The sequence below is a fragment of the Bartonella sp. B1098 genome (assembly GCF_944896145.1).
In the GTDB taxonomy this organism is placed as follows: domain Bacteria; phylum Pseudomonadota; class Alphaproteobacteria; order Rhizobiales; family Rhizobiaceae; genus Bartonella.
The window spans coordinates 358369-384066 of record NZ_CALYLP010000003.1 but is presented as its reverse complement, the minus strand read 5'-3'; the positions used below and the strand labels follow the sequence as shown (position 1 = coordinate 384066).

The following is a 25698-nucleotide window of genomic DNA, read 5'->3' as shown; positions in this document are numbered from 1 at the left end:
TGGAGCATTATGTTAAAAAAAATGCTCCAGTGTTAGATGCATCAGTGTTATACGAATAATTTCAAATTTTTGATACTCAAACTGGAAGTAAAATACTGCGTATATTTATTGGCATCTTATTTTAAGATATTTTTTTATAATTCATAATGAGATCAGAAAAATGCTGAAAGAGGTAGTGACTATCTTGTGGTCCAGGAGAAGCTTCGGGGTGATATTGAACAGAAAAAACGGGTTTTCCAATGATTCGAATACCACAATTTGAACCATCAAAGAGAGAGATATGTGTTTCCTGAACATGTTTTGGTAAAGAGGTTGCATCGACAGCAAAACCATGATTCATCGATACAATCTCAACTTTTCTACTGTTAAGGTCTTTAACGGGGTGGTTTGCACCATGATGTCCTTGGTGCATTTTTACGGTTTTTGCACCAACTGTCAGAGCGAGAAGTTGATGACCAAGACATATTCCAAAAATTGGTAAATTATGATCAATCAATGTGTTGATTGTTGGAATGGCATATTGAGCTGTCGCTGCGGGATCTCCTGGCCCATTAGAAAGAAAAATACCATCAGGATTCATTGCCAGAATTTCTTTTGCACTTGTGTGGGCGGGCACAACAGTAATGCGTGCTTTTTGTGTTGCTATAAGGCGAAGAATATTGCGTTTAATACCATAGTCAATGGCAACGATATGAAGATTGTGCACATTGTTTGTGCCATACCCTTTATTCCAACTCCACGGTTCTTCATCCCATTGCATTGATGATTGAGATGTCACTTCTTTTGTAAGATCAAGATTGACAAGACCATGCCATTTTTGTGCACGTTTTTTTAAAGAAGGAATATCAAAATTTCCATCAGGATCATGCGCAATGACAGCATTTTGCGCACCCTTTTCACGAATAAGAATTGTGAGTGCGCGTGTATCAATACCACAAAGTGCAATAATTTTACGGGCTTTAAGCCATTGATGAAAGCTTTCATTGGCACGATAGTTTGAAGGATGTGTAATATCTGCTTTGAAAATAGCGCCAACAGCACCGTGGTCGTTGAGAGGCGTGAGAGCTTCGATATCTTCACTATTTGTCCCTACATTTCCTATATGAGGAAAAGTAAAATTAACGATTTGTTGTGTGTATGATGGGTCTGTGAGGATTTCTTCATAGCCTGTGATAGCGGTATTAAAACATACTTCAGCTTCAGCAATACCTGTCGCACCTGCTCCTTTGCCTTCAATGACAGTTCCATCAGCAAGAACTAAGAGGGCTGTAGGTCTGCTAACACTCCAAGGGCTGCTCGATGAAATTGTTTGTATCATAGTGTGTATCCACAATTTATTTTCTGAAAGGTATAATGATTAACTTTACACAAAAATTATACCTCTAACAGATGCTGTGTCTATTATTCTAGCCATGTTTTGCTTAAAAAAGAGAGTATAAGGACATTCCATGAAGAGGTAAAGACTTGTTTTTATCTTTTCTAAGATCGAGTTCTCGATTATTTTTTATCCTCCATTGCAAGATGGATAAAGATTGGTTAAAAATCATTTTCCGTTTGAACAAAATTGGGTAAATTTATGTTGCGTGACCAGATTGAGGGGGCTCTTAAGGCTGCTTTGAAAGCGCAGGATAGTGCGCGTCTTGCTACACTTCGTTTAATGAATGCTGCGGTTAGAGATCGTGATATTCTTTATTATGATGAAGGGAAGCTAGAAGTCGATGATCAGCAGATACAGTCTGTTTTTACGAAAATGCTTCAACAGCGTGAAGCGTTAATGCGTGTGTATAAAGAGTCTGGTTGCTTGGAGTTAGCAGAGAAAGAACAAGCTGAAATAGAAGTGATTCGTGAATTTCTTCCCTATCAGCTTAAAGAGATGGAAGTAGAACAGGTTATTTGTGAGGCTTTGGCACAAACGAAAGCTAAAAAATTACGTGATATCGGTAAGGTGATGGCGTGGCTTAAGGAACGCTATGCAGGGCAAATGAATTTTTCTAAAGTGTGCAATAGTCTTCGTAAAAAATTGCAATAGATCTTATCAACTCAAAGGAATTGGAAAGTAATTTTTATTATGCAAGGCCTTTGTCTGTCAGTAGAATATTGGTTAACGGTATTATCTTACACATAAAACTCTTATAAAAAATATTTCTTTGGAATGAACAAACCTGTTTTTGGGGATTCAGCGAGCAATAAAATATTTTTTCTATCTTATATTTTGCTGTTCTTCAAAGTTATTACATTATGAAACAAACAAAAAGATTATAGAGATTTTTACTTTTAAACAGATTGATTGTCTTCAATTAAAGTTTAAAAAATAGAATGATGAGAAAAAGCTAACTTATCCAAATTTTAAAATTTTTGGAGGCGTTTATTGTTGTCTTTTTTGATGATTTAAAGCGTTTTTTTGATAAAGAGTTGCTGCTATTTTCCAAGAGTGGTGATTATTTGGCAAGAAGTTTAAATGCAGATGGTTTTATCAATATGGTGCGTATCTGTTTAATTCAAGTGTTGGTTTTCATGATTGTGATAAGGAAAGCAGAACTTTAAAAAGCTTTTTTGTGGGGGATATTTTTAAGCTGAGAACAAAGAGATATTTCGAACAGAAGTCTTGATTCGTAATTTGTTTTGAGACGATTTTGAAAATTATTTTCTCAGATACCCCTTTAAAGCTATGCAAAATCCATACATTATGCAGAATAAAATGAATATCCTCTATTTATGGGTATACAGGGGTGAATCGGTTAAAAACAGTTCAGTGAGCAACAATGGCTTATCCGTTAGTCGCAAACGGGAACGGCGTGCCCATAGAGTGCCTTGTTGTCCAATATGAATGTAATCGCGGGTTAGTTTGTTACTGTTAAATAAATAGTGTCCTAAGGGGGTCGTTCCTAAATGCATCAAGGCTTGATTGTGGTGGAGGGTTTCTTGTGGAATGACAGTGCGTCCGAGGAGCCAAGGTTTATTATCGCCCATTAAGATGACTTCGCGTAGCCAATAACGCGCACTTTTGGGGAGATGTTCTGCTTCTTCCTTTAATTTATCGCGTGTAATAAAACATTCGCGTTGTTGTTGAACTTGAAAGTAGGAACAATATTTTTTTAATCGAAGCGTCATTGAGCCCGATTCCATGAGCCAATCCCGAATGTTTTCTGGTATGGGAGGATTTTGATCAAAGAGCCACTTCAGAGGTGGTAAGATGGAATCTTCAAGATCAGACATCGTTTTACTCCACATCTAAAATCCTATTCCATATGTTATGCTGAGTGAGCGAAAGAGATGGCTCCATTGTAATACAGGCGTATAAAAGCAGCAAGATTTTAACAGGAAAATATCAGGGGGAAAATTGAAAGCAAAGATCTTTAAAAGAAGATATGTAGACAATAGGTTATAAGTTTTTTTGATAACACGAGGGGAATGGGTAGATATTTCGTGTTTTAGCATTCGTTTGTAACGCTTAGGAAAAAAAGAGAAAGAATTCATCTATATAAGACGATGTAAAGAGGAAATTTTGAAAGGAGAAAAACCCTTAATATAGTTTTAAAAGTCGGATACACAGAGCTTTTGAATTAAGGTGGAAAGGTGATCGTATTTTTTATAATACAGAGAGAATGAATTAGATAGATTTTAAGTTATAGTAATAAGTATTAATATGTCTTCATTGTTATAAATTAATGTAAAAGAATATATCACTATTTAAAATTTTATATTCAATGCTTTTGATCCCTTTAATTGATAAATAATAAAAATATGGAAAAGAAAAAGGGGGATATCAACTTTATAGCGTTTATTTTTTTATTATTCTGCGCTTACTTCTTATCTTTATCTTTTAAGAATACAAAAGGGCTCTTCGGTTTTTTTTAGTAAAAATGGTCTTGTTGGTGAAGTGTATAGACATTAAGTATTACGCGGTAGGATCTTTAATCATCATGATTGGTTTTGGTCGCCTTTATAGATTGCGATGACACTGCGATGAGCTGGATTTGTGTGTTTGCCTACAAAAACACGGTACAAAAGTAAGTTCGTCTTTCATTAAAATAACGCTTACACCCTTCCTGATATGTCTAGGCTTATATAGATATGGAAGAAGGACGCGTTATAAAGTTTTTTACTGCTTTTCGTTAAGATATATGATGGTGTATGCTAGAAATTTGAGCTTAAGCACCTCACCATCATACCCCAAACAGGTATCAATGTATTACGCAGAAATATTCTAAAATATTTCAATTGTTTTATTGAACACCCAAAGGTGATTGAATAAATAAAAGCTTTATGATCGAATTTTTCGTCCTATCCATATAAGAATACAGGCTCCTATAAAACCTGAAATAAGATAACCGAGCCAACCAGCAAAACTTACGCCTAAAAGACTAAAAAGGAAACTCGCTAAGGCAGCGCCAATAATCCCTAAGATAATATTTAACAATATTCCGGTCTGGCTTTTCATAATATACTGTGCAGCCCAACCTGCAACCGCACCGATAATAATAGCTGCAATCCAACCGATGTTTGCATTTTCCATGATACTCTCCTTTGCCTGCATTTAGATTGTAACTAGAGTAAACTTTGTAAAGATCAAGGTTTATTCCCTTTTTACCCAGTGGAAAGGATATTTTTGTTAAGATTTTACTTATTAATTTCCTGTATATTAAAATAATATTGATATTTATATCAGTATAATATATAATTATTATAAATATATATAATAAAATTTAATTTATAAAGAAATTATTTAATTTAAAATATGATTTAAAAATAAAATATTTATAAAAATATTTTAAGAATAAATAAAGTGTATTTATCATTTTTTAACTATTGTTTTCTCAAAATTTTTGAAAAAGTAATTCACATTAAAACAATAAGATAAATGGATATTTAAAGCTTTGGCACTTGCCAATTGATATCAACATTGTTTGAAATGAGATTAAAACTGTTTTGTTAATGCGTTATAAAATGCTGTATAAATTCAATCTCTACAAATATTGATATAAATGTTTATGGACATAAACGTTGCAATTAGGAGGCATTTTGCATTCCTTATCGGATATTTCTTTATTTTGCTACTCCTGTGAAGTGGTCGCTTTTTTACGAGGTGAATTTAGGTTGGAACGATCATACTTTTTGCCATCTCCTTATAGAGACCTCTCCCAAACCCTATTTTATGATTTTTATGATAATGTCTGTGAAGAGGGGAAAATTCATTAAGCATCCCCATTTTTGGGTTTCATAAAAGAGCAAGTCGATAGCATTACTACACACTTGCTTCGAATGTTGCGACAGTTCTTGGTTCTTAAGACAGTTCATAAGAGGTGTTTTAAGTCTTTTTTTGTATCATCTTATTCCATGCGGAATTATCTACTTTTACTGTGTAAGCGGATGGGTTTGATTGATTTAATAGGGGGCTGCTGGGGAATGAGAGAATCTTATGATATTCAGGATGATCATTCAATATAAATGAGTAAATTATCATTATAAGTCAATCTGTTGTTTTATACGACATACAGTTTTTTCTTTGAGAGGGGGAAAACCTTCTTTCTTCAAAAGCTTTATTCTACATGGTTGAATCACTTGTAGAAGTGCAAACGAATAATTTTAAGGAATTTATTATGAATAGATTAACAATAAAAGAAATTTACGCTATTGAAGAGAGCTCATTTAAAACTTATTAAATCAATATGTTAAGCAAGATATTTGAAAGTTCAAAATTGAATAATCGATGGGATGCGTTTCTTATTTGGAAAGTTTAAGATTTTTCTGTTTGTTCTTCAGCAGGGTTGCGTAGGCGTGAACTTTGAAGAAGACCTTGTTCTTCTAAGATAGGGTAGATCATTGAGGTCAACAGAGAGTTAATTTGTTTGAGGTCGCGGACAGTATCAAGATGAAGACTGGACGATTCTACATTTTTGAGATCTCCTTCACGTAAGCGTTTAAAATGTTTTAAACTCATCTCTTTTTCTAAGTTTCGTAGTTGATCTTTTTTTTGCACCAATAGATGGGCCGTGTGGGTGTCACGGGAGACGAGAACATTAAATGCGATATGCGCGTTGGCCAGTACAATGGCATGGAAACGAAGGAGATCATCCCAGCCTTCGTTGCTGAACTTTAGATTTTTTTGTTGTTTCTTTTTAACCAGCATCAGCATATTGTGAATAATGATATCGCCTGCTTGGTCTAATTTTATACAGGCACCTAGAAGTTCTTGTGTTTGAAGAGCTTCTTCATCCGATAATTTTTGTCCCGCTAATCGTGCAAGATAAAGTTTGATGGCGATATGTTTTTTGTCCAATATGGTGTTTAGTTGATTGAGTTCAGCAATAATATAGGGATCTGGCTCTTCATAAAGTCCCATGATTTTTTCTAGCATGATGTCGACAAGATCACAAATATGAATAACTTCACGCATGACATTGGAGAGTGCTAGAGCTGGGCGTTCAAGAACGCTATCATCAAGAGCTGTTTGATTCGATAAATTAAGCGTTTTATCGGTTTGCGTTTTTTTTGTACTCATATGAACGATTTGAGTGGTCAATTTTAAAACCCATTTTGAAAGCGGTATTCCAGCGAGGAGAATGAAAACATTAAAAATGATATGGGTGTTGATCACTTGAGTAGGGGCGTTGTTGCCAAGCCATGTGATGGGTGGTTGAAAAGACAGAAATAAGATCAGCACAAGGATTGAACCGACTCCACGCATGAGTAAATTCCCCAAGGGAACAAGGCGGGTATTGGGAGAAGCATTGCGTGTTAAAAGCGGTGCTATAAGAGAAGAACCAAAGTTGACACCAAGAACCATGACAACGCAAAGTTGTGTATGGATAAGGTCGTAGTTGGCAAAATTAACCAACAAAATGATTCCTGCAATGGATGAATGCAAGAGATAGGTTAAAGCCGCAGCTAACAAAAAAGTTGAAACAGGATCTGTGGAAAGATAACGAATAATGCTCGGCAAAATTTCGCTATCCCGCAAAGGTTCTGTCGCTGTACTGATCATTTGTAAAGATAAAATCAAAAGACCAATACCGATGACAATACGTCCTATTTGGCGCCACTCACGTTTTTGTGTTGTCATGAAGATACAAGTACCAATTAAAAGACAAAGGGGTACAACAAGTGTGAGATCGTAGGTGAGAATTTTAACAACGAGTGCTGATCCTAACTCTCCTCCACGTACAGCCATAAGTCCTGCTACTCCAGAGACAAAACCAGATTCAACGAAAGAACTAACGAGAAGCGTTATGGCTGTAGAGCTCTGTAAAACCATCGCTGTAAAAAGTCCAAAGCTTACAGCAAACAATGGTTTTGAAATGACGTGGCGCATGTTATATTTAAGTCTGTCACCATAGGCGCGTTCAATTCCTGTGCGCACCATGCGTGTGGCCCAGAGAAGTAAAGAAACTGCGCCAGCAAGATGGAGGAGTACCAATGAGCCATTCATGATACTTTTTCTTTCTCTTTTGTTTATGAATAGGGTTAACTCAAAATTGATAACTTGAAGTTTATTGTTTTTACTTTGCTTTTGCTTTTAATACTTGATTAAAATCAGAACCGCTAGGATTTTGAAAAACCTTTAAACCAAAAAAGGGAAGAATGGAATAAAGGTGGTCAAAAATATCTCCTTGAATTTGTTCGTAGTCTAGCCAAACGGTGGTGTTCGTAAAGCAATAGATTTCTAAGGGTAAACCATTTTCTGTAGGGGGTAATTGTCGGGCCATAAAGGTCATATTGGGGTTGATGTGGAGATGCTGTTGTAGATAAGCAAAAACATAAGCGCGAAAAGTTCCAATGTTGGTTAAACGGCGCGTATTGGCTACAACATCGTGATTTTTATCTAATTGTGCATTCCATTGATCGATTTCTGCTATTTTTTGTGTGAAATAATTTTCTAATAAATTAAATCGGGAAAGATATTTTTGTTCTTCTTCTGTGAGAAAATGGATACTTGATTGATCAATAAAAAGAGAGCGTTTGATGCGTCTGCCCCCTGATTCTTGCATTCCACGCCAATTTTTAAAAGGATCGGTTACAAGCTTACGGATCGGTACTGAGGTGATGGTGTTGTCGAAATTTTGAACTTTAACAGTATGAAGGGCAATTTCAATTACATCACCATCAGCACCAAGATTGGGAATTTCAATCCAATCACCAACACGAACCATATCCGTGGATGAAATTTGAATGCCGGCAACAAGAGAAAGAAGTGTATCTTGAAAAATTAACATGAGAACTGCGGCCATTGCACCAAGACCGGAGAAAAGAATAAGAGGGGAACGGTCAATTAAGGTGGCGACCATTAAAACGGCTGCAATAGCAAAAAGTGCAATTTTAGCAATTTGAATATACCCTTTTATTGGTTTTAGTCGTGCTGTTGGTCGTTGTTCGTAAAGAATGTTAATGATATTGAGACAGGCAGAAATTGTCAGAACAACAAAAAAGATAATGAAGGCGTTGGCAACATTATTGATGACAGTGCTGAATGCATCGGGCAATGTTGGTATAAAATTAACACCGACTGAAAGAATAAAAGCTGAAATGATATTGGCTAGGTATTGAATAGCATTTTTAATGTCGGTTGTTGTATTTTGGGGGAGGAGAGAAGAAAGTTTTTTTGCTCCGTGGATGAGTAATTTTCGTCCTATAAAGTTGATTAAAAGGGCAAATATAGTAAGAATAACAAGCCAAGAAATAGCTTCTAACCACGGATATTGAACAATAAATTCGATCACTTTTTTACTCTCCATTTCTAAAATTATAGGCAGTTGAGAGATTAAAATTTTACAACTGCTTAAGAGGAAGTCTTGGAATTATGCTCTAAAGTCGTTAAATATGCAAAAAAGAATTTTTAAACTCTGTGAGAGATAATGCGTTTCCCGCCTGATTTTCTTAATGAACTACGCAGCAGACTTCCAATTTCAACAGTGATTGGTCAACGGGTGGACTTTGATCCTCGAAAAAGTAAGCCTTCACGGGGAGATTTTTGGTGTTGTTGTCCATTTCATGGTGAAAAAACGCCCAGTTTTCATTGTGATGATCATAAAGGGCGTTATTATTGTTTTGGTTGTGGTGTAAGCGGAGATATTTTTACCTTCCTGTGCGAGCTTGATGGATTGCATTTTTCAGAAAGTGTCGAGCGTTTGGCTGATTTTGCAGGAATGAAACTCCCTATTTTGGATCCACAAAGTCATCAACGTCAAATGGAAAAAGCTGACCTTTATGACGTGATGAAAATTGCGACAGATTTTTTTCAGTATCATTTACGCGGTCAAGAAGGGGCGCAGGCACGTCGTTATCTGGAGGAACGTGGTGTTACGCAAAAGCTTATAGAGCGTTTTCGAATTGGTTTTGCACCGGTAAGGCGTACAGCTTTGAAAGACGCTTTAAGGGCGCGGGGTATCTCAATAAAGCAAATGGAAAAATGTGGACTTCTTACAGCGTATGAGGAGAGGGCGGATTCTTATGACCGATTTAGAAATCGCATTATGTTTCCTATCGAAGATTTGCGCGGTCGTGTAGTGGCCTTTGGAGGGCGTGCGTTAGAGAAAGAGACACGCGCAAAATATCTTAACAGTCCTGAAACAGTGCTCTTTCATAAAGGCAATATACTTTACAATGTGGCATCGGCGCGCAAAAATAGTCGCTTTGTTGGCGATGAAAAAATTCATTCACTTCTGGTTGTTGAGGGGTATATGGATGTCATTACATTGACTAAAGCCGGTTTTGAAGGAGTCGTAGCACCCTTAGGGACTGCATTAACGGAAGCGCAAATTGAGCTTTTATGGCAGATGGGCAAGGAGCCTATTTTGTGTTTTGATGGTGATGATGCTGGTTTAAAGGCTGCTTTTCGCGTTGCTGATCGGGTATTACCTCTTTTAAAGGTTGGGGTTTGTGTCCGCTTTGTTTTGTTGCCACAAGGAAAAGATCCTGATGAAATTGTTTGTGCTGGTGGTGCGCCCCTTTTTTCTTCTTTTTTGCAAAAAGCCATTCCTTTGATTGAGCTTTTATGGTGGCGGGCTACCTATGGAAAGAATTTTGAAACGCCAGAGACACGAGCAGCGCTTGAAAAACAACTCAAACAGCAAATTTTTACGATTAAGGATGAAGATGTCCGTCGTTATTATTTGCAAGATATAAAACAACGCCTTTTTGAGTTTTTTCGTCCCTCTTTTTCAAAAAAGAAGGGGGGAGGACGCTATGAACAGACTTTACCCAATAGGTTCTTTAAAGGTCAATCCTTTTCTCTGTTAGAAAATTCTGAAATAGTGCGAAATTCTTCGCAGGCTATTCCTTTACGTGAAGCTGTGATTTTACTCACTTTAGCTTACTATCCTGAGTTGTGGCATGAAAATTTTGAAATTCTCTCTGAGTTAGAATTAAAAAATACACAATTGATGTATTTTCACCAAACGATGTTGGACATTCTCGGGAATCAGCCGCGTCATGATAAAGAAACGATGGTTGCGTTCTTAGAAAAAAGAGGGCAAAAAGCTTTATTAGAGCGTATGAAACATCTTGTGCAGAATATTGGTATGCGTATTATCTTTGCTGGAGGTCCTATAGAAGATGCACGTGCTATATTAAAACAAGCTGTCTACTTGCATCTTCAGGAACACCACCTACATAAGAGGTTACAGGATATTGAAGAGCAACTTGTAGAAAATCCTAAGAGTGAGGTTTTTGATCTGCTTCGGGAGATAAAAAGTGAACTGGAGCAGATGCAGGCAACAGAAGCGTTAATTGAAGGGTTTGGAAGTTGGTTGGATGAAAAAATAGACGGGAACATACAAGATACGATAAAATGATTCGCTTTTTTAATGCGAATCAGTCACTTAAATTTTAGATGAGGAAGTGTATGTGGAGTAATATTTTCATAAAGATGACAATTAAATTTTAGGAAAAGCGGGAAATTGGTTCTTACGATAGGGTACAGAGATTATCTCAGAAGGGCTTAGAGGTGCCGGGGAAACTTCTGGAGTTTTCCCGCGTTTTTGTCTGGATGGCAAGTTTATCTGGATATTAAGGCGTATACAAAATGTATTCTTTCCAATAGTAATCTCTTAAAAGGAAATATATATGAGAAACTGTTGGTCGATTTAAGTGAGAACAAAAAAGCTGGTCACATGGAAACTATGGTTACATGGAAACAATGAAGTGATCGAGTGGAGTTATAGTATGGCAACAAAGGTTAAACAGAAAGATAATGCGGAAGTAACAAGCCAAGCGAGTTTGGATGGTCCTCTTCTTGATTTTTCTGATGATGCCATCAAGAAAATGATTAAACTTGCTAAAAAAAATGGTTACGTAACGATGGATGAACTCAATGCCGTTCTTCCTTCTGATGAGGTTACATCCGAACAAATTGAAGATATCTTGGCGATGTTCTCTGAGATGGGGGTTAATGTTGTCGATGATGAGGATGAAGTTGAATCTGAAAATTATGAAGATGAAGTTACGGTAGAGGGAGGGGATTTAGTAGAGGCTTCTAGCCACGCTCTGGCAACGACAACCAATAAACGTGAAGTAGCAGATCGTACGGATGATCCAGTACGTATGTATTTACGTGAGATGGGAGCGGTTGAGCTTCTTTCAAGGGAAGGCGAAATTGCTATTGCCAAGCGTATTGAAGCAGGGCGTGAGACAATGATTGCGGGACTTTGTGAGAGTCCTTTGACTTTTCAGGCCCTGATTATTTGGCGTGATGAGTTAAAAGAACAGCGTATTCTTCTTCGTGAAATTATTGATCTTGAAACAACTTATGCGGGGCCAGAAGCAAAGCAGGCCCCTGTTATTGAACGCAGTGAAGTTGATAAGATAAAAGAAGAAAAGATGTCTTCTGGTATACGTAATATGGGGGAAAATGTAGGAGAAAGAAGCATTGAAGAAGATGATGAGGAAGACGAGGATGATGTTAACTTATCCCTTGCGGCAATGGAAAATGAGCTTTGTCCTCAAGTTATGGAAACATTGGATTTTATTGCTCAAACCTATGTAAAATTACGCAAATTACAAGATCAGCATGTTGAAAGCAGTTTAGCAGAGCGTAAAGAGGGGGCTCTTACAGCCTCTCAGAAGAAAAAATATATTCAATTAAAGGGTGAGTTGATTCAAGCCGTAAAGTCTCTCTCTTTGAATCAAAATCGTATCGAAGCTTTGGTTGAACAGCTTTATGACATCAATAAGAGACTCATTCATAATGAAGGTAAGCTAAAACGAATCGCTAACACTTATGGCATTGGCCATGAAGATTTTTTAAGAGAATACCAAGGGCGTGAATTGGATGCAGATTGGATGGATTATATTGCCACTTTGCCTACACCGGGTTGGAAAGAATTTTCATTGCGTGAGGCAAAAGAAATTCAAAAACTACGGAGTGAAATACAAAATCTTGCGCAAGAAACGGCTATTTCAATTGGTGAATTTCGCCGGATTGTTATGCAGGTGCAGAAAGGTGAACGTGAATCAACCATTGCAAAAAAAGAGATGGTCGAATCTAATTTACGTCTTGTCATTTCAATTGCAAAAAAATATACGAATCGTGGTTTGCAGTTTCTTGATCTTATTCAAGAGGGCAATATCGGTTTGATGAAGGCTGTGGATAAGTTTGAATATCGGCGTGGCTATAAGTTTTCAACTTATGCAACATGGTGGATTCGTCAGGCTATTACGCGTTCGATTGCGGATCAGGCACGTACTATTCGTATCCCTGTTCATATGATTGAAACAATTAATAAAATCGTTCGTACCTCACGTCAGATTCTTCATGAAATTGGACGAGAGCCAACACCAGAAGAATTATCGAGTAAGCTTTCTATGCCGTTAGAAAAAGTGCGAAAGGTTCTTAAAATTGCAAAAGAACCTATTTCACTAGAAACGCCTGTTGGTGATGAAGATGATTCTCATTTGGGTGATTTTATTGAGGATAGGAATGCATTATTACCCATTGACGCTGCTATCCAAGCGAACTTACGCGATACGACAACACGCGTTCTTGCTTCATTAACACCGCGGGAAGAACGTGTTTTGCGGATGCGTTTTGGGATAGGGATGAATACAGATCACACTTTGGAAGAAGTGGGACAACAGTTCTCAGTGACAAGAGAACGTATTCGTCAGATTGAAGCAAAGGCACTTCGTAAATTGAAGCATCCTAGCCGCTCAAGAAAATTACGCAGTTTTCTCGATTCTTAAATAAAGAAATTGATGTATTTTAATCATTCCCCTTTTTTCTTCATAGTGGGGAAGGTTTGTTACTGTATATTTGGGTGCTTTTTTGAGAAAAATATGGGAAGATTTCGAATAATCTAGAAGTTCACGGTCTTTGACGTTTTTCGTAGCTTTGAGACTTTGTGCTTTTCTGTTTCAAAAAAACAGACATAGGGCAAAAGAGTGGTTATGGAACAGAGAGCTGAGGGAGGCGCTATCTAAAAATGAACGATAAAATACTCTTTTTCCTAGAGCGGTTTGTTTTTTTAAAAGATGGAATATCTCAAGAATAAACTATAGTGCAGTATCCTGTTTTTTTGATGAAAAAGATGTATTCTTTGCAAAATTATTCTACTATTTTAGGGGTCGTATTTTGTTCTTTCTCAATTGACGAAGGAATTTTTCAATAGGTTATGTTCATTTATATAGGCTATTTTTTCAATACTCCCTTTTTCTTCAGATCAATTTTAAGAAAATTGTATGAAATACGCATTGAGTTGAAGCTTTTTAAGAGACAAAAATCGATGAAATTATAGAAATTAAATTTTTAATTTTTTATCGATTTTCTTCATTAAAAAAGGTGTGCTTAAGTTTATGAGTGGAGAACTTCCTTTTTGGAAAGTAAAAAAATTAGAAGAGCTTTCTTTCTCTGAGTGGGAAAGCCTTTGTGATGGCTGTGGTCGTTGTTGTCTCCAAAAAGTGGAGGATGATGATACGGGTGATCTGTATGCAACCAGTATTGCTTGTCGCCTTTTAGATGAAGAAACTTGCCAGTGTCGAGACTATGTTCATCGTAAATCAATTGTACCAGATTGTATATCGTTAGACATTACAACAGTTAAAACGGCGCGTTGGCTTCCAGAAAGTTGTGCTTATAAATTAATTTATGAAGGAAAAGATCTCCCATGGTGGCATCCATTGGTATCAGGAGATTGTCAGACGGTGCATAAAGCACACATTTCTGCACGTGGATCCATAGAGATCTACGAAGATGAATTATCATCTGAAGAAGATTATCTCACTCATATTACTGGTCTTCTCTGTGAAGGCCAGTAATATGAGCGTTTTATATTGCCTGGTGATTTAATCGATCGCAAAGACGACAGTGACACTCACATTATAATTTAATTCACCTCCTGCAAAATTTGTATCTGCGTAGCTTGCATCTGCTGCTCTATTCATGAGACGTGGCGTTGGACGGTAGTAATCATCTTTTTCATTGATCTCAATAATTTTTCCTAATTTTAAATCAGCCGCTTGTGCTATTGTTTGCGCTTTTTCAATGGCTTCAGTAATGGCTTTTTTACGTGCTTCTTGATAAAATGGCTTCGTATCTGCATTGGTAAAAGTAATGCCATTCACTGAATTAATTCCCAGTGCCATCGCCTGATCAAAGATTTTACCAGCATTGCTAAGATCACGAATGCGTACAGTTAAAGAATTTGAAACTTGATAGAGTTTTTCATTATTCTTTTTTTCGTGGGATGACTGATAAATAGATAAACCTGATGTTTGCAAATCATTTGCTTGGATGCCATTATTTTTAAAAGCTTTTATAATATCATTGATCGATTGATTATTGGACGCTAATGCTTTTTGAGCTGTTTTGTCATGGGTAACAACGGCGAGGTTAATAATTGCCATATCCGGTGCAGCGTAACTTTCTCCGATTGCAGTTACTGTAATCGTTGCATCTCTTTTACTTTCTTCAGCATAAGCATGGACAACAGTCAATGAAGTGGCTAAGAGTGTGAATGTTAATATAGCTATTTTAACCAAAGAACTTTTCAGTGGTTGAATTTTCTTTTCTATCATATCTATTCCTTTACATTTATCATGACGACTCTCTCATTTTTGAGAGTTCTTGTAAAGAAATTAGGGCATTAGAAAAAAAACCAATAGAAAAGAGAAAAAGATGGGTTATAATCTCGGTCAGCTCTTGTATAATAGAGCATTTTAGTTTAGAGAGAGACCACCTAATATGGGGCCTGTAGCTCAATTGGTCAGAGCCAGCGGCTCATAACCGCTTGGTTGGGGGTTCGAGTCCCTCCGGGCCCACCAAGAGGAAATTGTCCAAGAGAAAAATGAATAGCTGAGTGAAGGTTTGAGGATTCTGCATCCTTCATTCTTTTGATTTATTTCTCTGTTTGTTCTAAATTCTTTTATCATTTTTTGTTACAATGTTTTTCTATCAATCATTTTAATATATAAAGTGATGATATAATTTTCAGGCTCATTAAAAAAGTGCTTTCATTTGCAAGATTAGTGTATCTGGAATAATTTAATATGTGTTGCTGTTTTTTATTTTTTCTGTGTGATGTTCTTCATAAAGTAGGAGGTTACTCCTTCGTGGGATGAGAGCTTATTTATGCTTGTTTTGCAAATGGAAGGGTTCCAATAAAATCAACGCTAAAGGTTGTGCTTTTTCATAACAAATGTTCCGAAAAACAGTGTGTTTAAATCCTCTTTCTTTGAATGATCTTTATGTTTTTGAGATGTTTGAATAACATCATCATAATAAAAGATTATCCAGGAAAGGATATAATCTATAGGTGTTCACAGGAAGCATGGGCGGAACGATGATAATATTTGTTGATATTTTTTCCAAGAAAAAAGTTTTTTCTGATTTTTGAAAGGCATTGTTTATAGGGACGGTGGTGTGTTTTCTAAAAAGAATTTGATCAATCGTTCTTTAAAACTTCAATTGAGTGGTTGTTGGTGGTGTCTTGTGCGCTCCAAACTTTATTGTGATAGGCGTTTATTATTCTGTAAAGAATATCTTCTATGATATTGGAAAGTTCATTACAATGCTATTTTTACCATTGTACGTTTTCTTCTTCATGCCCAAATTATAACTTTTGTGTCATTCAAATTGGTATTGAAATCACAAAGTCTTTTTTGATTTTACACTTACTAAGGTAGTGGCAGTATTTCGGTAACCTTTTCTCTTTTTTGCAAAATGCTGGCAAGGAAGATGTTGTTTTGTTGGAAAAGTACACTTCTTCTTTAAAGATTATAATTCTTCATTTCCATGAGAAAGTTTCTTCCTTGTTGTAAATCTATATACAATTGACGGATGGAGATCATGGGTGATGTTTTTAACGTTGCTATTTTTATTCATGATAGAGAATCAGTATTTAAATAGTGTTTTCAGAGAGGACTTTATAAAGGCGTTACAGGGTTTTAGGGGGCGTGGCTATTTACTAAGAATTTGTTCCCACACCATTGTTATCTTCTTACTTTGCAATATTGTTGAAAAAACATAGATGCTGTTAGGTAAAATAAAATTGTGATAAATTTTTCTTTTGAAATAAGTTTTTTCATGTTTTCTTATAAAGAGTTCAGGAATATTTTCACATTAATTTGTTATTGGAAAGAATCACAAGATTTGCGTAACATTATTCGCGTTGTTGATAGATCATACCAATTTTCATAAGAAGGTCTGGATCGAGCAATGCTTTTTGTTTCACCATAGTACATAACTCATAGAATTTTATCTGATTTTATAAAATAAGTTTGTACACAATTGCTTCCATACTGCCTATTGCAAATATTTTTTTCTAAGGTATGAGATATGTTTAAACGCTTTAGCGTTATATTGTTTGACAATACGGAGTGTGACTATGAAGAATGATGAAAAATTTGAGGCGGCTTTATCTGATATTATTGTGAAATGGGAGTCTTTATCGACGTCTCAAAAGCAAGCGATACTGGATAGAGTAGAAAATTCTACAACTGCTTCTCATTCAACAGAACATTTAAAGCTTCAATCTTCTTTTTATCTCCAGCCGAAATCAAAGCTATAAGTTTTAAGTCTTCATCCGAGATGTTGAAGCCAGTTATAACATATATGGCGCTAGCATTTCCGAGTGTGTTTAGAATAGCCATAAGTTTATCGACTGAAGGTCTTTTTCCTCCTTTTATCATTTGTTGGACATAGTTTTGTCCACAGCCTGCCGCTCTGCTTATTTCGATCATCGTTCGTCCGTCACTTTTTATCAGTTCAATTAAGCGTTGGAACCAATCTTTTTCAGTCTTTGTCATTTTTAGACCTTTACACATTTACGCTATAGCGTTAATATTGCATTGCGAATCCAGAATATATGATACAAGGAGCGTGAAAATATCCATGTGTAACTCTTCGCTAATGAAGCATATAGAGTTGTTTTTAACTAATAACAAAATGTCCCCATACACTTTCAGATTCGAATCAATAAAAATGGTTCCTTAGTTCCACGGTTGTGAAGAAATCAGTGCGTATACCAGAAACGGTGATGCGCACGCGTGCGTTCATAAGATTTCGCTGTGATAGTATACGTAGCAGCATTATAAATCAAGATATACCCCAACATCAGCATTTGTAAAAAAATTCTGTGTTAAGCCGGTATGTGAGCATATAACAAAGCTTTACAGCCTTAAGAGACAAGATCGCGATTGGAGAAAAAAACATAAATTCATAGGTTTTAAACGCCTATTTCTCTTTTATTGTAATAAATTAGGTCACTATCAGATGGTATGTCGTATGTGTGCGTTAAAAAACTTTGGAAATATCAAAAAATGATTTTGGTGTTTTTATAGAACATAAAAATAATTTGGAGCACGAAGGTCGTCGTTTGCTAGAATGTGATACATGAGACCAATGCTCCTATGAGGTTGGATGTTCTTTTGATGATGCGAGGGTTTATAATAAAGTCTGTTTACGATGATATTTTTTATTTATGACAATGCGTTATAGGGGCGTCTAGGGGCCAAGAATTTGCATGTTTATGAGAGGGGGGAGCTCTTATTGTTATTGAAATTGTCATTGAATATGAGTGGAGAGGCATATGTTTATACTAATGTAGTTGTTTTTAGCCAAATTTTGAATGCTCAATAGAGTGAAGTTTTTAGTGATATTCGTGATTATGGAAAGAATTGTGTTTATAAGAATGCTTTGGCTTGCAGTGATGTAAAGATTTGTTGGAAGGTAAAACGTTACAGAAAAGCTGCGTTTTGTGACACTGAGGATTTTTGTAATAATGAAAAAATTCCACATACAGCCATATTCCACATAGCGTGAAAGAGGAAGATAGGAGTGTTTCAGAGAAGACATGTATTGATTTTATCACGTCGTTTGTTTTGTTGGAAGTTCCTTATTTTTTATATTTGGGATCAATAAATATGTCGTGAAAATGGGTGAGAGCATGTGGATTTAGCCGCTCTCAGAGTGTTTTTTTGCGTCATTTATCAATGTTTTCATGGAGAGAATACGAATGCCGAGTGTGGTTATGCGCACTTGGAGAATGTAGTTTATTGCCTTCTTTTTTGATGGAGGATGAAACAAAACAAATTGCTTAAGGTGATCACTTGAGCGGCTATGAGAGGAGATCAAAATGAGTGTAAACGAAATTTTATTGGGAGTAATGATTGTTGTTTTGTTGTTCAGCGGGGGTATATTTCGGTTTGTTTTATATTATCGTCGTCAAATTAAAGCTCTAAAAGAGGAATCCAGAAGGATAAAGTACGAGTTTTTAAGGGATTCTATGAAGATGACTGAAGAACGAGATAGAGTTCTTAGAGAGCAAAATATGATGATTAAAAGACGCGATCAAGCAATTGAAAAATTGAAAAAACAAATTAAGCAATATCAAGCAAACGAAAAGAAGTATCAAAAAATACTTCAATCTGAAGATAATCAAGAGTGATTGTGTTCAGATTTTGCATTGAATTTATGCATTAAAGACTTTGGAGATGTGTTAGAAAGACTGGAAATAATGAGAGAAAGATAAATTTCTGAGATCTTTCGGTGCTCGTGGAAAGAGTGTATTGGAAGGGAATATTCAAGTTTACTCTGATCTATAATTTATAAAATCGTTAAAGTTGATAGAAAGGTAGCCGTTAGCGGCAAAATAAAAGTGTATGATGATGTAACAATTTATAGTTATGCTAGAGTATTAAAAAGAATGTTTATACGATCTAGCCAATTGTTGTGGTAATTATATTATTATAGAAAACAATTTTGCGCATTTTTCTTAGATTTTAGATACAATATAATAGAAAGAAAGAGATATTTGTTTTTTTATGAAGGCAAAGGGGATAAGTCAGTCATGATGATCTGATACAGAATAGGGGAGAGTAAAAGTAAAAGATATTGATTTCAGGAAAGCACTCATATTTCTAATCTATGATTTATTTTCTCTTCATAGGTATTTGTTTTATGAAAAGACATAAGACTTTAAAGATTTGCTGCTTGATCGGTGCTACTAAAATTCAATTATATTTGAATATAGACCACTCTGCGAAAATTTAACTGTTACGCACATGTGTTAAAATAACGCAAACAATTTTATTTCATTAAAAAAAATTAGTCACCCTTTATTCATTACAAAAAGTAACTAAAAATCTCATTATACAAATTAAACTCTTATCTTAATGATAAAGAACTTTAAGACTGTAGTTCTTTAATAAGAGCTTTATGGGTAATTTTTTTTATTTGCTCAATATTCATGAGGATATCTTGTTTTGTTGGATATCCTTTACTCGAAAAAGCAATTTTTTGTGCATCTCCTGAGATTAAACGCCAGTACCACTGATTGTGAACTCCTTGAAACACCTCAAAATACATGCTTCTCACCTCATAAAATAGCTTATAATTTTCAGGACAAATACTCAACTAACCCATTTACAAACACTAATGTATGTCTCTATAGGAAGCCGTCAATATATTCCCCTTAAATTTTCTGACCTTAAAAAATAATTTCTATGAGAGCTATTATTCCTTTAACAAGAAAAAATTCCTTGTCAATAAGATGTGAATGAGAGTTTTACACTATAAAATTATTCTTCTAATGCAATCATACTATATGTCCATTTACAATGCAAACATTTTTCTTTTACAAAAGTAAATTTTATAGAGCGTGCAAATTCCCACTAGCACGGACAAAGAAAAAATATTTCTGTCCATACTGGTAGCGCTTAATCATTTCTTGTTTTTTCTTTTGAAATAGACATTCATTGATTAGCGATAACTTCTTTTTGGGATACGCTTCGAATGAGTAAATCAATGAATAAGCTAAGGGTATAAGAATTAGCCATTTTGGCTTTCATATCGATCAGTGATGTTGCAGTTTTAGGGTTAAGGCCATTTAATAAACCTTGTCTTGACAAATATTGCTGCAATTTTTCATAAGAGCTGTCGATTTTTTCTTGATTGAGTTTTTCATGACGATCACTATTGGCAAGTGTTTCTTCTAGTCCCTCAATTTTTTTTATAAAATAATTCCAATCAAAATCACCTTTTATATATTCGGCATCAAACATTTTTCCTTGTCCGGTTAAAAGCCAATTAATGTTGACACCATATAATGTGCGGTATGTTTGTAAGACACTAAGATTGGGTTCTCTTTCTCCACGCTCATAAAAAGCAATGGAATTTTTTGTCATGCTAAAACTTTTAGCTAAAGTCTCACGTGATGGATCGCCTAAAGCAAGACGTACATAACGTAAACGTTTTCCAAATATGGTTTTTGATTCAGTTTCAGGACGTGCCACGAATTATCTCCCTCAGTAAATCATCATGGTATAAATCATTAAATAATAAAAGCACACTATGTATTAATATACTATGACATAATGTCAATATTTATCGCTTTAATTTCTCTTTATTTTTTTATTTTAATGGACAAAAAACAATCTCTCAACTCTATTGTATTAACGATTAGTATTCATTTCAAAACAAAATTCTCTGTTTATTGCATTTGTCTATTGCTTTTTTTGAGAAATTTTTCATGTAACTTCACCGTATATATTCTATACACCTCTACATTAAGAGATGCAACTTTAAAGAAAGACAAGCTTTTGATTTTATATGTGTGCTGTAGATGAATTAGAAAATAAACTTTGAGGAATGATTATGGCCCTATTACATTATTTTGGGTTTGCTTTTTTTTTCACGATTATTGGCGTCTTTTTAGGAGGGGCTATTGGTTGGTATGAAACGGGAAGTATTACTGGTTTTCTTAAATATTTTTTCATTTGCTGTGTTTTAGGGGTTTTGGAAATTTCTTTATCCTTTGATAATTCTATTATCAATGCACGTGTTCTTGGTAGAATGAATCCGTTATGGCGTCGCCGTTTTCTTATATGGGGTATTTTGATTGCTGTATTTGGGATGCGGATTGTTTTTCCGTTGTTGGTGGTTGTCGTGGCTGTTGGGACTAATCCAATTGCGGCAGTTCAATTAGCAATAGGGGAACCACATCGATATGCCGAAGTCTTAACTGATGCGCATATGGGAATTGCCGCTTTTGGAGGAACTTTCCTTATGATGGTTGGCTTAAAATATTTTTTTGATTCTGAAAAAGAGATCCATTGGTTGAATGCTATAGAGAGACCTGCTCAAAAGTTTGGGGCGCTTATGGGGATTGATATTGCAATTGTTTTAATTTTGATCTTATTCGTGTCAGGGCGGATTGATGCGGAAGATAAAGTCACTTTTTTATTAGCAGCCCTTTATGGGCTTTTGACCTTTATCGGGGTTGAAGCTGTCGGTCATCTGTTGGATGCTCCTAAGAGGACTTTGACGACAGTGACTCAAGGGGGACTCGGAGCATTCCTTTATTTAGAAGTTCTTGATGCAAGTTTTTCGTTTGATGGTGTGGTTGGTGCTTTTGCCTTTTCACACAACCTTTTTATTATCGCAATTGGTCTTGGGATCGGTGCATTTTACGTTCGTTCTATGACAATTATGTTAGTCGAATCAGGGACATTGTTGCATTATCGTTATTTGGAGCATGGTGCTTTTTATGCAATTTTAGTTCTTGCCGTGATTATGTATCTGCAAACAATTATATCGGTTCCTGAAGTTTTAACAGGACTTGTGGGAGTCTGTATTATTGGAATGGCATTGTATTCTTCGATTCGTTTTAAGCGTCGTCAATTGGATAAACATGTTGCGTCTTAATTTATTAAAACTTCATATTTTTTCATGCTTTTGTTTATCGCATATCCTTAATAGAAGAGATCTTTCATGCAAAACAAAATGCTATTGTTCTTCTTATTGGCGTCTTTATTTTAAAGTTGAATCCATGACATGTTTCTCCCCATGAAGAGAATAATGTAAAATTTCTTGGAGTGCTTTGACTTAAATACAAGGTGCAAACGGGCATTGTACTTTTTACCAGCTTTCAGTACGACGACAGCTCTTGTCTTTAACGATTCATAAGAGGCATTTTATTGCTTTCTTGAATGATTTTTATCTCCATATTGATCCTATTTGTGATGTGTGAGAGAGTAGTTTATTCATTATGAATAGGTTTGAAATGAGAGAATTTTATTCTATTGTAGTTTCTCACTTAGAATATGCAAAAAATAATTTATTTCTTATTAATCAATATCTTATAATAGATTGCGAGAATACAATATTCTAGGAGACCATTAACAGTTCGACACCAGCTTCGTTCATCATTTTAAGCATTGTGTTCAGAGATTCGTTTACATCAATACCAGCGCAGGCATTTAATAAAACACTGACTTTAAAACCACATTGTATGGCGTGAAGAGCAGAAAACCCAACACAAAAGTCTGTTGCTAAGCCACATATAACGAGCTTGGTAAAACCATGTTGTTTGAGATAAACTTGTAAACCTGTGGGTGTTTTTTGATCATTTTCAAGAAAAGCAGAATAACTATCCATTTGTTGATCATAGCCTTTTCTAAGGATAAGTTGTGCCTTTTCCACTCTGAGAGATAGGTGAAATTCTGCTCCTTGCGTTCCTTGTATGCAATGATCAGGCCAAAGTATTTGAGGACCATAGTCAAGATTGATGGTATCATAAGGTTTTTTTTCAGGGTAGCAGGAAGCAAAGCTGCAATGGTTTTGGGGGTGCCAGTCTTGGGTTAAGATAACGTGATCAAAATGATTGATGAGATTATTGATGGCGGGTAAAATGGCATCACCTTGTGGTACTGCGAGTGCTCCACCGGGTAAGAAGTCATTTTGAACATCAATGACGAGTAAGGCTTTTTTTTCCATAAATATATTCCTATAGAAGATGAGCTTTTATCGCATTTTTAAAAAGCTATATTTCGTCTTGAAGTTTTGAAATGATTTGTTGAATATTGATCTTATTTTTATAATTATCAAGCCAAAAGAGGGGGATAGATAAGTTTTTACAATTCATTTTATAGTTTTTTACGAAGTGTAACCACGTACCAATGGGAAGTGCACTGTCGTTATTTGTTGCGACATGTTGACGCAAAGCTTTCATGATCATTGGGCTTGGGACGTCAGATCCCATAAGGTGGCGGTCGTTTTGTAAACGTAATTTAAGCCACATCAAGGCAAGGGGTGAAGTCCATTGTTTTCCGTAACAAAAAATCGATGAAAAAAGGTAAGGTTTTTTTACTGCGTAATATAAAGCCCATAAAGCAAAAAAAGAAGGCGCATAGAGAATCGCTTTTCTTTCTGGTCCCATATTACACTGATAGGTTGGTTTAATACGGTAAAAATACACTGTTATCTCTGGTATGGAAAAGAGGGGCAATGTTTGATAACACGTTTCAGGGACAGCTAAAAAGATTTGCTTTTTGCTTCTTAAGGGGATGTTTTTTTGCATTTAGAACCATACTGGGGCTTGTGAGATGAGAAAAAATGTACCAATATTAAAGCGAAAAGCTTTTGAGACGATGTAAGCTCTTTTTACTGTACAGTTTCAAAAAGCGAAAGCAGTTTTTTCAAAATCCTAATCTTTAATATCGCACAATATAAAAAGAGATTTATATAAAGAGAAATTTATGGCACGTCAATTTATCTACCATATGGCTGGGCTCAACAAGTTTTACGGCAATAAAAAAATTTTAGAAAATATTCATTTGTCTTTTTATCCAGATGCGAAGATCGGTATTTTAGGACCAAATGGTGCAGGTAAATCCACTATTTTACGGATTATGGCTGGGCTCGATAAGGAATATACGGGAGAAGCATGGCTTTCTGAAGGGGCACGTTGTGGCTATCTACCACAAGAACCTTTTCTTGATGCAAGCAAAGATGTGCGTGGCAATGTGATGGAAGGTGTCGCAGATAAACAGGCTATTCTTGAGCGTTATAACGAATTGATGATGAATTATAGTGAGGAAACGGCTGATGAAAGTGCAAAGCTTCAGGATATTATTGACAGTCAGAATCTTTGGGATTTAGAAAGTCAAGTGGAAATGGCGATGGCTGCTCTTGGTTGTCCGCCAGCTAAGGGGGATGTGACAAAACTTTCGGGTGGTGAAAAGCGGCGTGTGGCACTTTGCAAATTGCTTTTGTCAAAACCTGATTTGTTGCTTTTGGATGAACCGACAAACCATTTAGATGCTGAAACGACGGCTTGGCTTGAAAGGCATCTGCGTGAATATCCTGGCGCCGTGCTTTTGATAACCCATGATCGTTATTTTCTCGACAATGTTACGGGGTGGATTTTAGAGTTAGATCGCGGTAAAGGTATCCCTTATGAGGGGAACTATTCTGCTTATTTGGGCGCTAAAGCTAAACGTTTGGCTCAAGAGGGGCGTGAAGAGGCTGCGCGTCAACGTGCTTTATCGCGTGAGCAAGAATGGATTGCTTCTAGTCCAAAAGGGCGACAAGCAAAGTCAAAAGCGCGGATTAAAGCTTACGATGAGTTGGTTCAGGCAGCACGTGAGCGCCGTCCAGGAGAGGCGCAAATCATTATTCCTATTGGAGAAAGATTAGGACAGGTTGTCATTGAAGTTGATCATCTCTCTAAAGCTTATGGCGAACGTGTGTTGATTGATTCTCTCTCTTTTAAACTTCCCGCTGGGGGTATTGTCGGTGTTATTGGGGCCAATGGTATGGGAAAGTCGACTTTGTTTAAAATGTTGACAGGACAAGAACAGCCCGATTCAGGTCAAATACGGATCGGTGAAACAGTTCACATGAGTTATGTCGATCAGAGTCGCGATTCCTTAGCAGGAGATAAGACTGTTTGGGAGGAGATTTCTGGTGAAAATGACATTATTAAGTTAGGCAAGTATGAGATGAATAGTCGTGCTTATTGTGGGGCTTTTAATTTCAAGGGGACCGATCAGCAGCAGAAGGTGGCAAATTTATCAGGAGGGCAGCGTAATCGCGTCCATTTGGCGAAACTTCTAAAAGAGGGGGGCAATGTGCTTCTTCTTGATGAACCGACAAATGATCTTGATACTGAAACCTTGGGTGCATTGGAAGATGCATTAGAAAATTTTGCTGGTTGTGCAGTGATTATATCGCACGATCGTATGTTTCTTGATCGATTGGCAACGCATATTTTAGCCTTTGAAGGTGATGGCCATGTGGAATGGTTTGAAGGGAATTTTGCTGAATATGAAGCTGATAAAGTTCGCCGACTTGGGGCAGAGTCGCTTAATCCTAAGCATGCAAATTATAAGCCTCTTACACGCTAGAATTTCTTAATCTTATTGGAATTTTATTGAGAAAATAGTGTGTTTTTATGTTGATGATATTCATCAAGAGAGTCGTGTGTGTTT

The 25698-nt window shown here is 36.0% G+C and carries 19 protein-coding genes and 1 tRNA gene; 9 read left to right on the top strand and 11 right to left on the bottom strand.

The genetic code is table 11. The annotated features are described in order from the left end of the window. Positions 1-121: 121 nt before the first annotated feature. The gene (gene carA, locus NNJ85_RS06050; RefSeq protein WP_254474415.1) at positions 122-1318 is read right to left on the bottom strand and encodes a glutamine-hydrolyzing carbamoyl-phosphate synthase small subunit; all 1197 of its coding nucleotides are present in this window, start codon (positions 1316-1318) and stop codon (positions 122-124) included. 258 nt (positions 1319-1576) lie between these two features. Between carA and NNJ85_RS06045 the strand changes: the two genes are divergently transcribed. Continuing rightward, on the top strand, positions 1577-2029 hold the full coding sequence (locus NNJ85_RS06045; RefSeq protein ID WP_254474413.1) for a GatB/YqeY domain-containing protein: 453 nt from the start codon (positions 1577-1579) through the stop codon (positions 2027-2029). A 680-nt stretch (positions 2030-2709) separates the two neighbouring features. On the opposite strand, the gene ubiC is transcribed toward NNJ85_RS06045, so the two are convergent. From ubiC to NNJ85_RS06025, 4 genes are all read right to left on the bottom strand, one after another. After that, the gene (gene ubiC / locus NNJ85_RS06040) at positions 2710-3216 is read right to left on the bottom strand and encodes a chorismate lyase (protein WP_254474409.1); all 507 of its coding nucleotides are present in this window, start codon (positions 3214-3216) and stop codon (positions 2710-2712) included. Between the two features lie 1048 nt (positions 3217-4264). After that, on the bottom strand, positions 4265-4516 hold the full coding sequence (locus tag NNJ85_RS06035; protein ID WP_144752858.1) for a GlsB/YeaQ/YmgE family stress response membrane protein: 252 nt from the start codon (positions 4514-4516) through the stop codon (positions 4265-4267). Positions 4517-5737: 1221 nt separating this feature from the next. After that, positions 5738-7429, bottom strand: coding sequence for a Na/Pi cotransporter family protein (locus NNJ85_RS06030; RefSeq protein WP_254474408.1), 1692 nt, complete (start codon positions 7427-7429; stop codon positions 5738-5740). Between the two features lie 70 nt (positions 7430-7499). Next, positions 7500-8717, bottom strand: a complete 1218-nt coding sequence (locus NNJ85_RS06025) for a mechanosensitive ion channel family protein (RefSeq protein ID WP_254474406.1) — start codon at positions 8715-8717, stop codon at positions 7500-7502. 135 nt (positions 8718-8852) lie between these two features. Between NNJ85_RS06025 and dnaG the strand changes: the two genes are divergently transcribed. From dnaG to NNJ85_RS06010, 3 genes are all read left to right on the top strand, one after another. Further along, on the top strand, positions 8853-10790 hold the full coding sequence (gene dnaG / locus NNJ85_RS06020; protein ID WP_254474404.1) for a DNA primase: 1938 nt from the start codon (positions 8853-8855) through the stop codon (positions 10788-10790). Positions 10791-11160: 370 nt separating this feature from the next. Further along, positions 11161-13176, top strand: coding sequence for an RNA polymerase sigma factor RpoD (gene rpoD, locus NNJ85_RS06015; protein ID WP_254474402.1), 2016 nt, complete (start codon positions 11161-11163; stop codon positions 13174-13176). 609 nt (positions 13177-13785) lie between these two features. Beyond that, a complete protein-coding gene (locus tag NNJ85_RS06010; protein WP_254474400.1) occupies positions 13786-14247 on the top strand; it encodes a YcgN family cysteine cluster protein in 462 nt (153 codons plus the stop codon). A 27-nt stretch (positions 14248-14274) separates the two neighbouring features. Here the strand turns inward: NNJ85_RS06010 and NNJ85_RS06005 are convergent, their stop codons facing one another. Continuing rightward, positions 14275-15006, bottom strand: coding sequence for an SIMPL domain-containing protein (locus NNJ85_RS06005; protein ID WP_254474397.1), 732 nt, complete (start codon positions 15004-15006; stop codon positions 14275-14277). Positions 15007-15175: 169 nt separating this feature from the next. Between NNJ85_RS06005 and NNJ85_RS06000 the strand changes: the two genes are divergently transcribed. Next, positions 15176-15252, top strand: a tRNA-Ile gene (locus NNJ85_RS06000). 1562 nt (positions 15253-16814) lie between these two features. After that, the gene (locus NNJ85_RS05995) at positions 16815-16997 is read left to right on the top strand and encodes a hypothetical protein (protein WP_254474395.1); all 183 of its coding nucleotides are present in this window, start codon (positions 16815-16817) and stop codon (positions 16995-16997) included. On the opposite strand, the gene NNJ85_RS05990 is transcribed toward NNJ85_RS05995, so the two are convergent. Further along, entirely contained in the window at positions 16921-17235 is a 315-nt protein-coding gene (locus NNJ85_RS05990) for a helix-turn-helix domain-containing protein (RefSeq protein ID WP_254474393.1), read from the bottom strand. The genes NNJ85_RS05995 and NNJ85_RS05990 overlap by 77 nt on opposite strands. A 1328-nt stretch (positions 17236-18563) precedes the next feature. Between NNJ85_RS05990 and NNJ85_RS05985 the strand changes: the two genes are divergently transcribed. After that, a complete protein-coding gene (locus NNJ85_RS05985) occupies positions 18564-18875 on the top strand; it encodes a hypothetical protein (RefSeq protein WP_254474391.1) in 312 nt (103 codons plus the stop codon). Between the two features lie 740 nt (positions 18876-19615). On the opposite strand, the gene NNJ85_RS05980 is transcribed toward NNJ85_RS05985, so the two are convergent. Continuing rightward, positions 19616-19795, bottom strand: coding sequence for a YegP family protein (locus NNJ85_RS05980; RefSeq protein WP_254474389.1), 180 nt, complete (start codon positions 19793-19795; stop codon positions 19616-19618). Positions 19796-20181: 386 nt separating this feature from the next. Then, entirely contained in the window at positions 20182-20721 is a 540-nt protein-coding gene (locus tag NNJ85_RS05975; protein ID WP_254474387.1) for a helix-turn-helix domain-containing protein, read from the bottom strand. A 361-nt stretch (positions 20722-21082) separates the two neighbouring features. Between NNJ85_RS05975 and NNJ85_RS05970 the strand changes: the two genes are divergently transcribed. Further along, positions 21083-22132, top strand: coding sequence for a DUF475 domain-containing protein (locus NNJ85_RS05970; RefSeq protein WP_254474385.1), 1050 nt, complete (start codon positions 21083-21085; stop codon positions 22130-22132). A gap of 462 nt (positions 22133-22594) precedes the next feature. On the opposite strand, the gene pncA is transcribed toward NNJ85_RS05970, so the two are convergent. Both pncA and NNJ85_RS05960 read right to left on the bottom strand, forming a co-directional pair. Continuing rightward, positions 22595-23203 (bottom strand): bifunctional nicotinamidase/pyrazinamidase, encoded by a 609-nt coding sequence (gene pncA, locus NNJ85_RS05965; RefSeq protein ID WP_254474383.1) that lies wholly within the window; start codon positions 23201-23203, stop codon positions 22595-22597. 46 nt (positions 23204-23249) lie between these two features. Further along, the gene (locus NNJ85_RS05960; protein ID WP_254474381.1) at positions 23250-23786 is read right to left on the bottom strand and encodes a hypothetical protein; all 537 of its coding nucleotides are present in this window, start codon (positions 23784-23786) and stop codon (positions 23250-23252) included. A 178-nt stretch (positions 23787-23964) separates the two neighbouring features. Between NNJ85_RS05960 and ettA the strand changes: the two genes are divergently transcribed. Then, the gene (gene ettA / locus NNJ85_RS05955; protein WP_254474379.1) at positions 23965-25614 is read left to right on the top strand and encodes an energy-dependent translational throttle protein EttA; all 1650 of its coding nucleotides are present in this window, start codon (positions 23965-23967) and stop codon (positions 25612-25614) included. The last annotated feature ends 84 nt before the right edge of the window (positions 25615-25698 follow it).

Bases quoted from the DNA above. Each gene is read 5' to 3' on its own strand.
- NNJ85_RS05960 (WP_254474381.1), bottom strand. From the start codon at position 23,786: ATGCAAAAAAACATCCCCTTAAGAAGCAAAAAGCAAATCTTTTTAGCT.
- NNJ85_RS05980 (WP_254474389.1), bottom strand. From the start codon at position 19,795: ATGTATTTTGAGGTGTTTCAAGGAGTTCACAATCAGTGGTACTGGCGT.
- NNJ85_RS05990 (WP_254474393.1), bottom strand. From the start codon at position 17,235: ATGACAAAGACTGAAAAAGATTGGTTCCAACGCTTAATTGAACTGATA.
- rpoD (WP_254474402.1), top strand. From the start codon at position 11,161: ATGGCAACAAAGGTTAAACAGAAAGATAATGCGGAAGTAACAAGCCAA.
- dnaG (WP_254474404.1), top strand. From the start codon at position 8,853: ATGCGTTTCCCGCCTGATTTTCTTAATGAACTACGCAGCAGACTTCCA.
- ubiC (WP_254474409.1), bottom strand. From the start codon at position 3,216: ATGTCTGATCTTGAAGATTCCATCTTACCACCTCTGAAGTGGCTCTTT.
- pncA (WP_254474383.1), bottom strand. From the start codon at position 23,203: ATGGAAAAAAAAGCCTTACTCGTCATTGATGTTCAAAATGACTTCTTA.
- NNJ85_RS05970 (WP_254474385.1), top strand. From the start codon at position 21,083: ATGGCCCTATTACATTATTTTGGGTTTGCTTTTTTTTTCACGATTATT.
- NNJ85_RS05985 (WP_254474391.1), top strand. From the start codon at position 18,564: ATGAGTGTAAACGAAATTTTATTGGGAGTAATGATTGTTGTTTTGTTG.
- carA (WP_254474415.1), bottom strand. From the start codon at position 1,318: ATGATACAAACAATTTCATCGAGCAGCCCTTGGAGTGTTAGCAGACCT.
- ettA (WP_254474379.1), top strand. From the start codon at position 23,965: ATGGCACGTCAATTTATCTACCATATGGCTGGGCTCAACAAGTTTTAC.
- NNJ85_RS05995 (WP_254474395.1), top strand. From the start codon at position 16,815: ATGAAGAATGATGAAAAATTTGAGGCGGCTTTATCTGATATTATTGTG.
- NNJ85_RS06030 (WP_254474408.1), bottom strand. From the start codon at position 7,429: ATGAATGGCTCATTGGTACTCCTCCATCTTGCTGGCGCAGTTTCTTTA.
- NNJ85_RS06045 (WP_254474413.1), top strand. From the start codon at position 1,577: ATGTTGCGTGACCAGATTGAGGGGGCTCTTAAGGCTGCTTTGAAAGCG.
- NNJ85_RS06035 (WP_144752858.1), bottom strand. From the start codon at position 4,516: ATGGAAAATGCAAACATCGGTTGGATTGCAGCTATTATTATCGGTGCG.
- NNJ85_RS06005 (WP_254474397.1), bottom strand. From the start codon at position 15,006: ATGATAGAAAAGAAAATTCAACCACTGAAAAGTTCTTTGGTTAAAATA.
- NNJ85_RS06010 (WP_254474400.1), top strand. From the start codon at position 13,786: ATGAGTGGAGAACTTCCTTTTTGGAAAGTAAAAAAATTAGAAGAGCTT.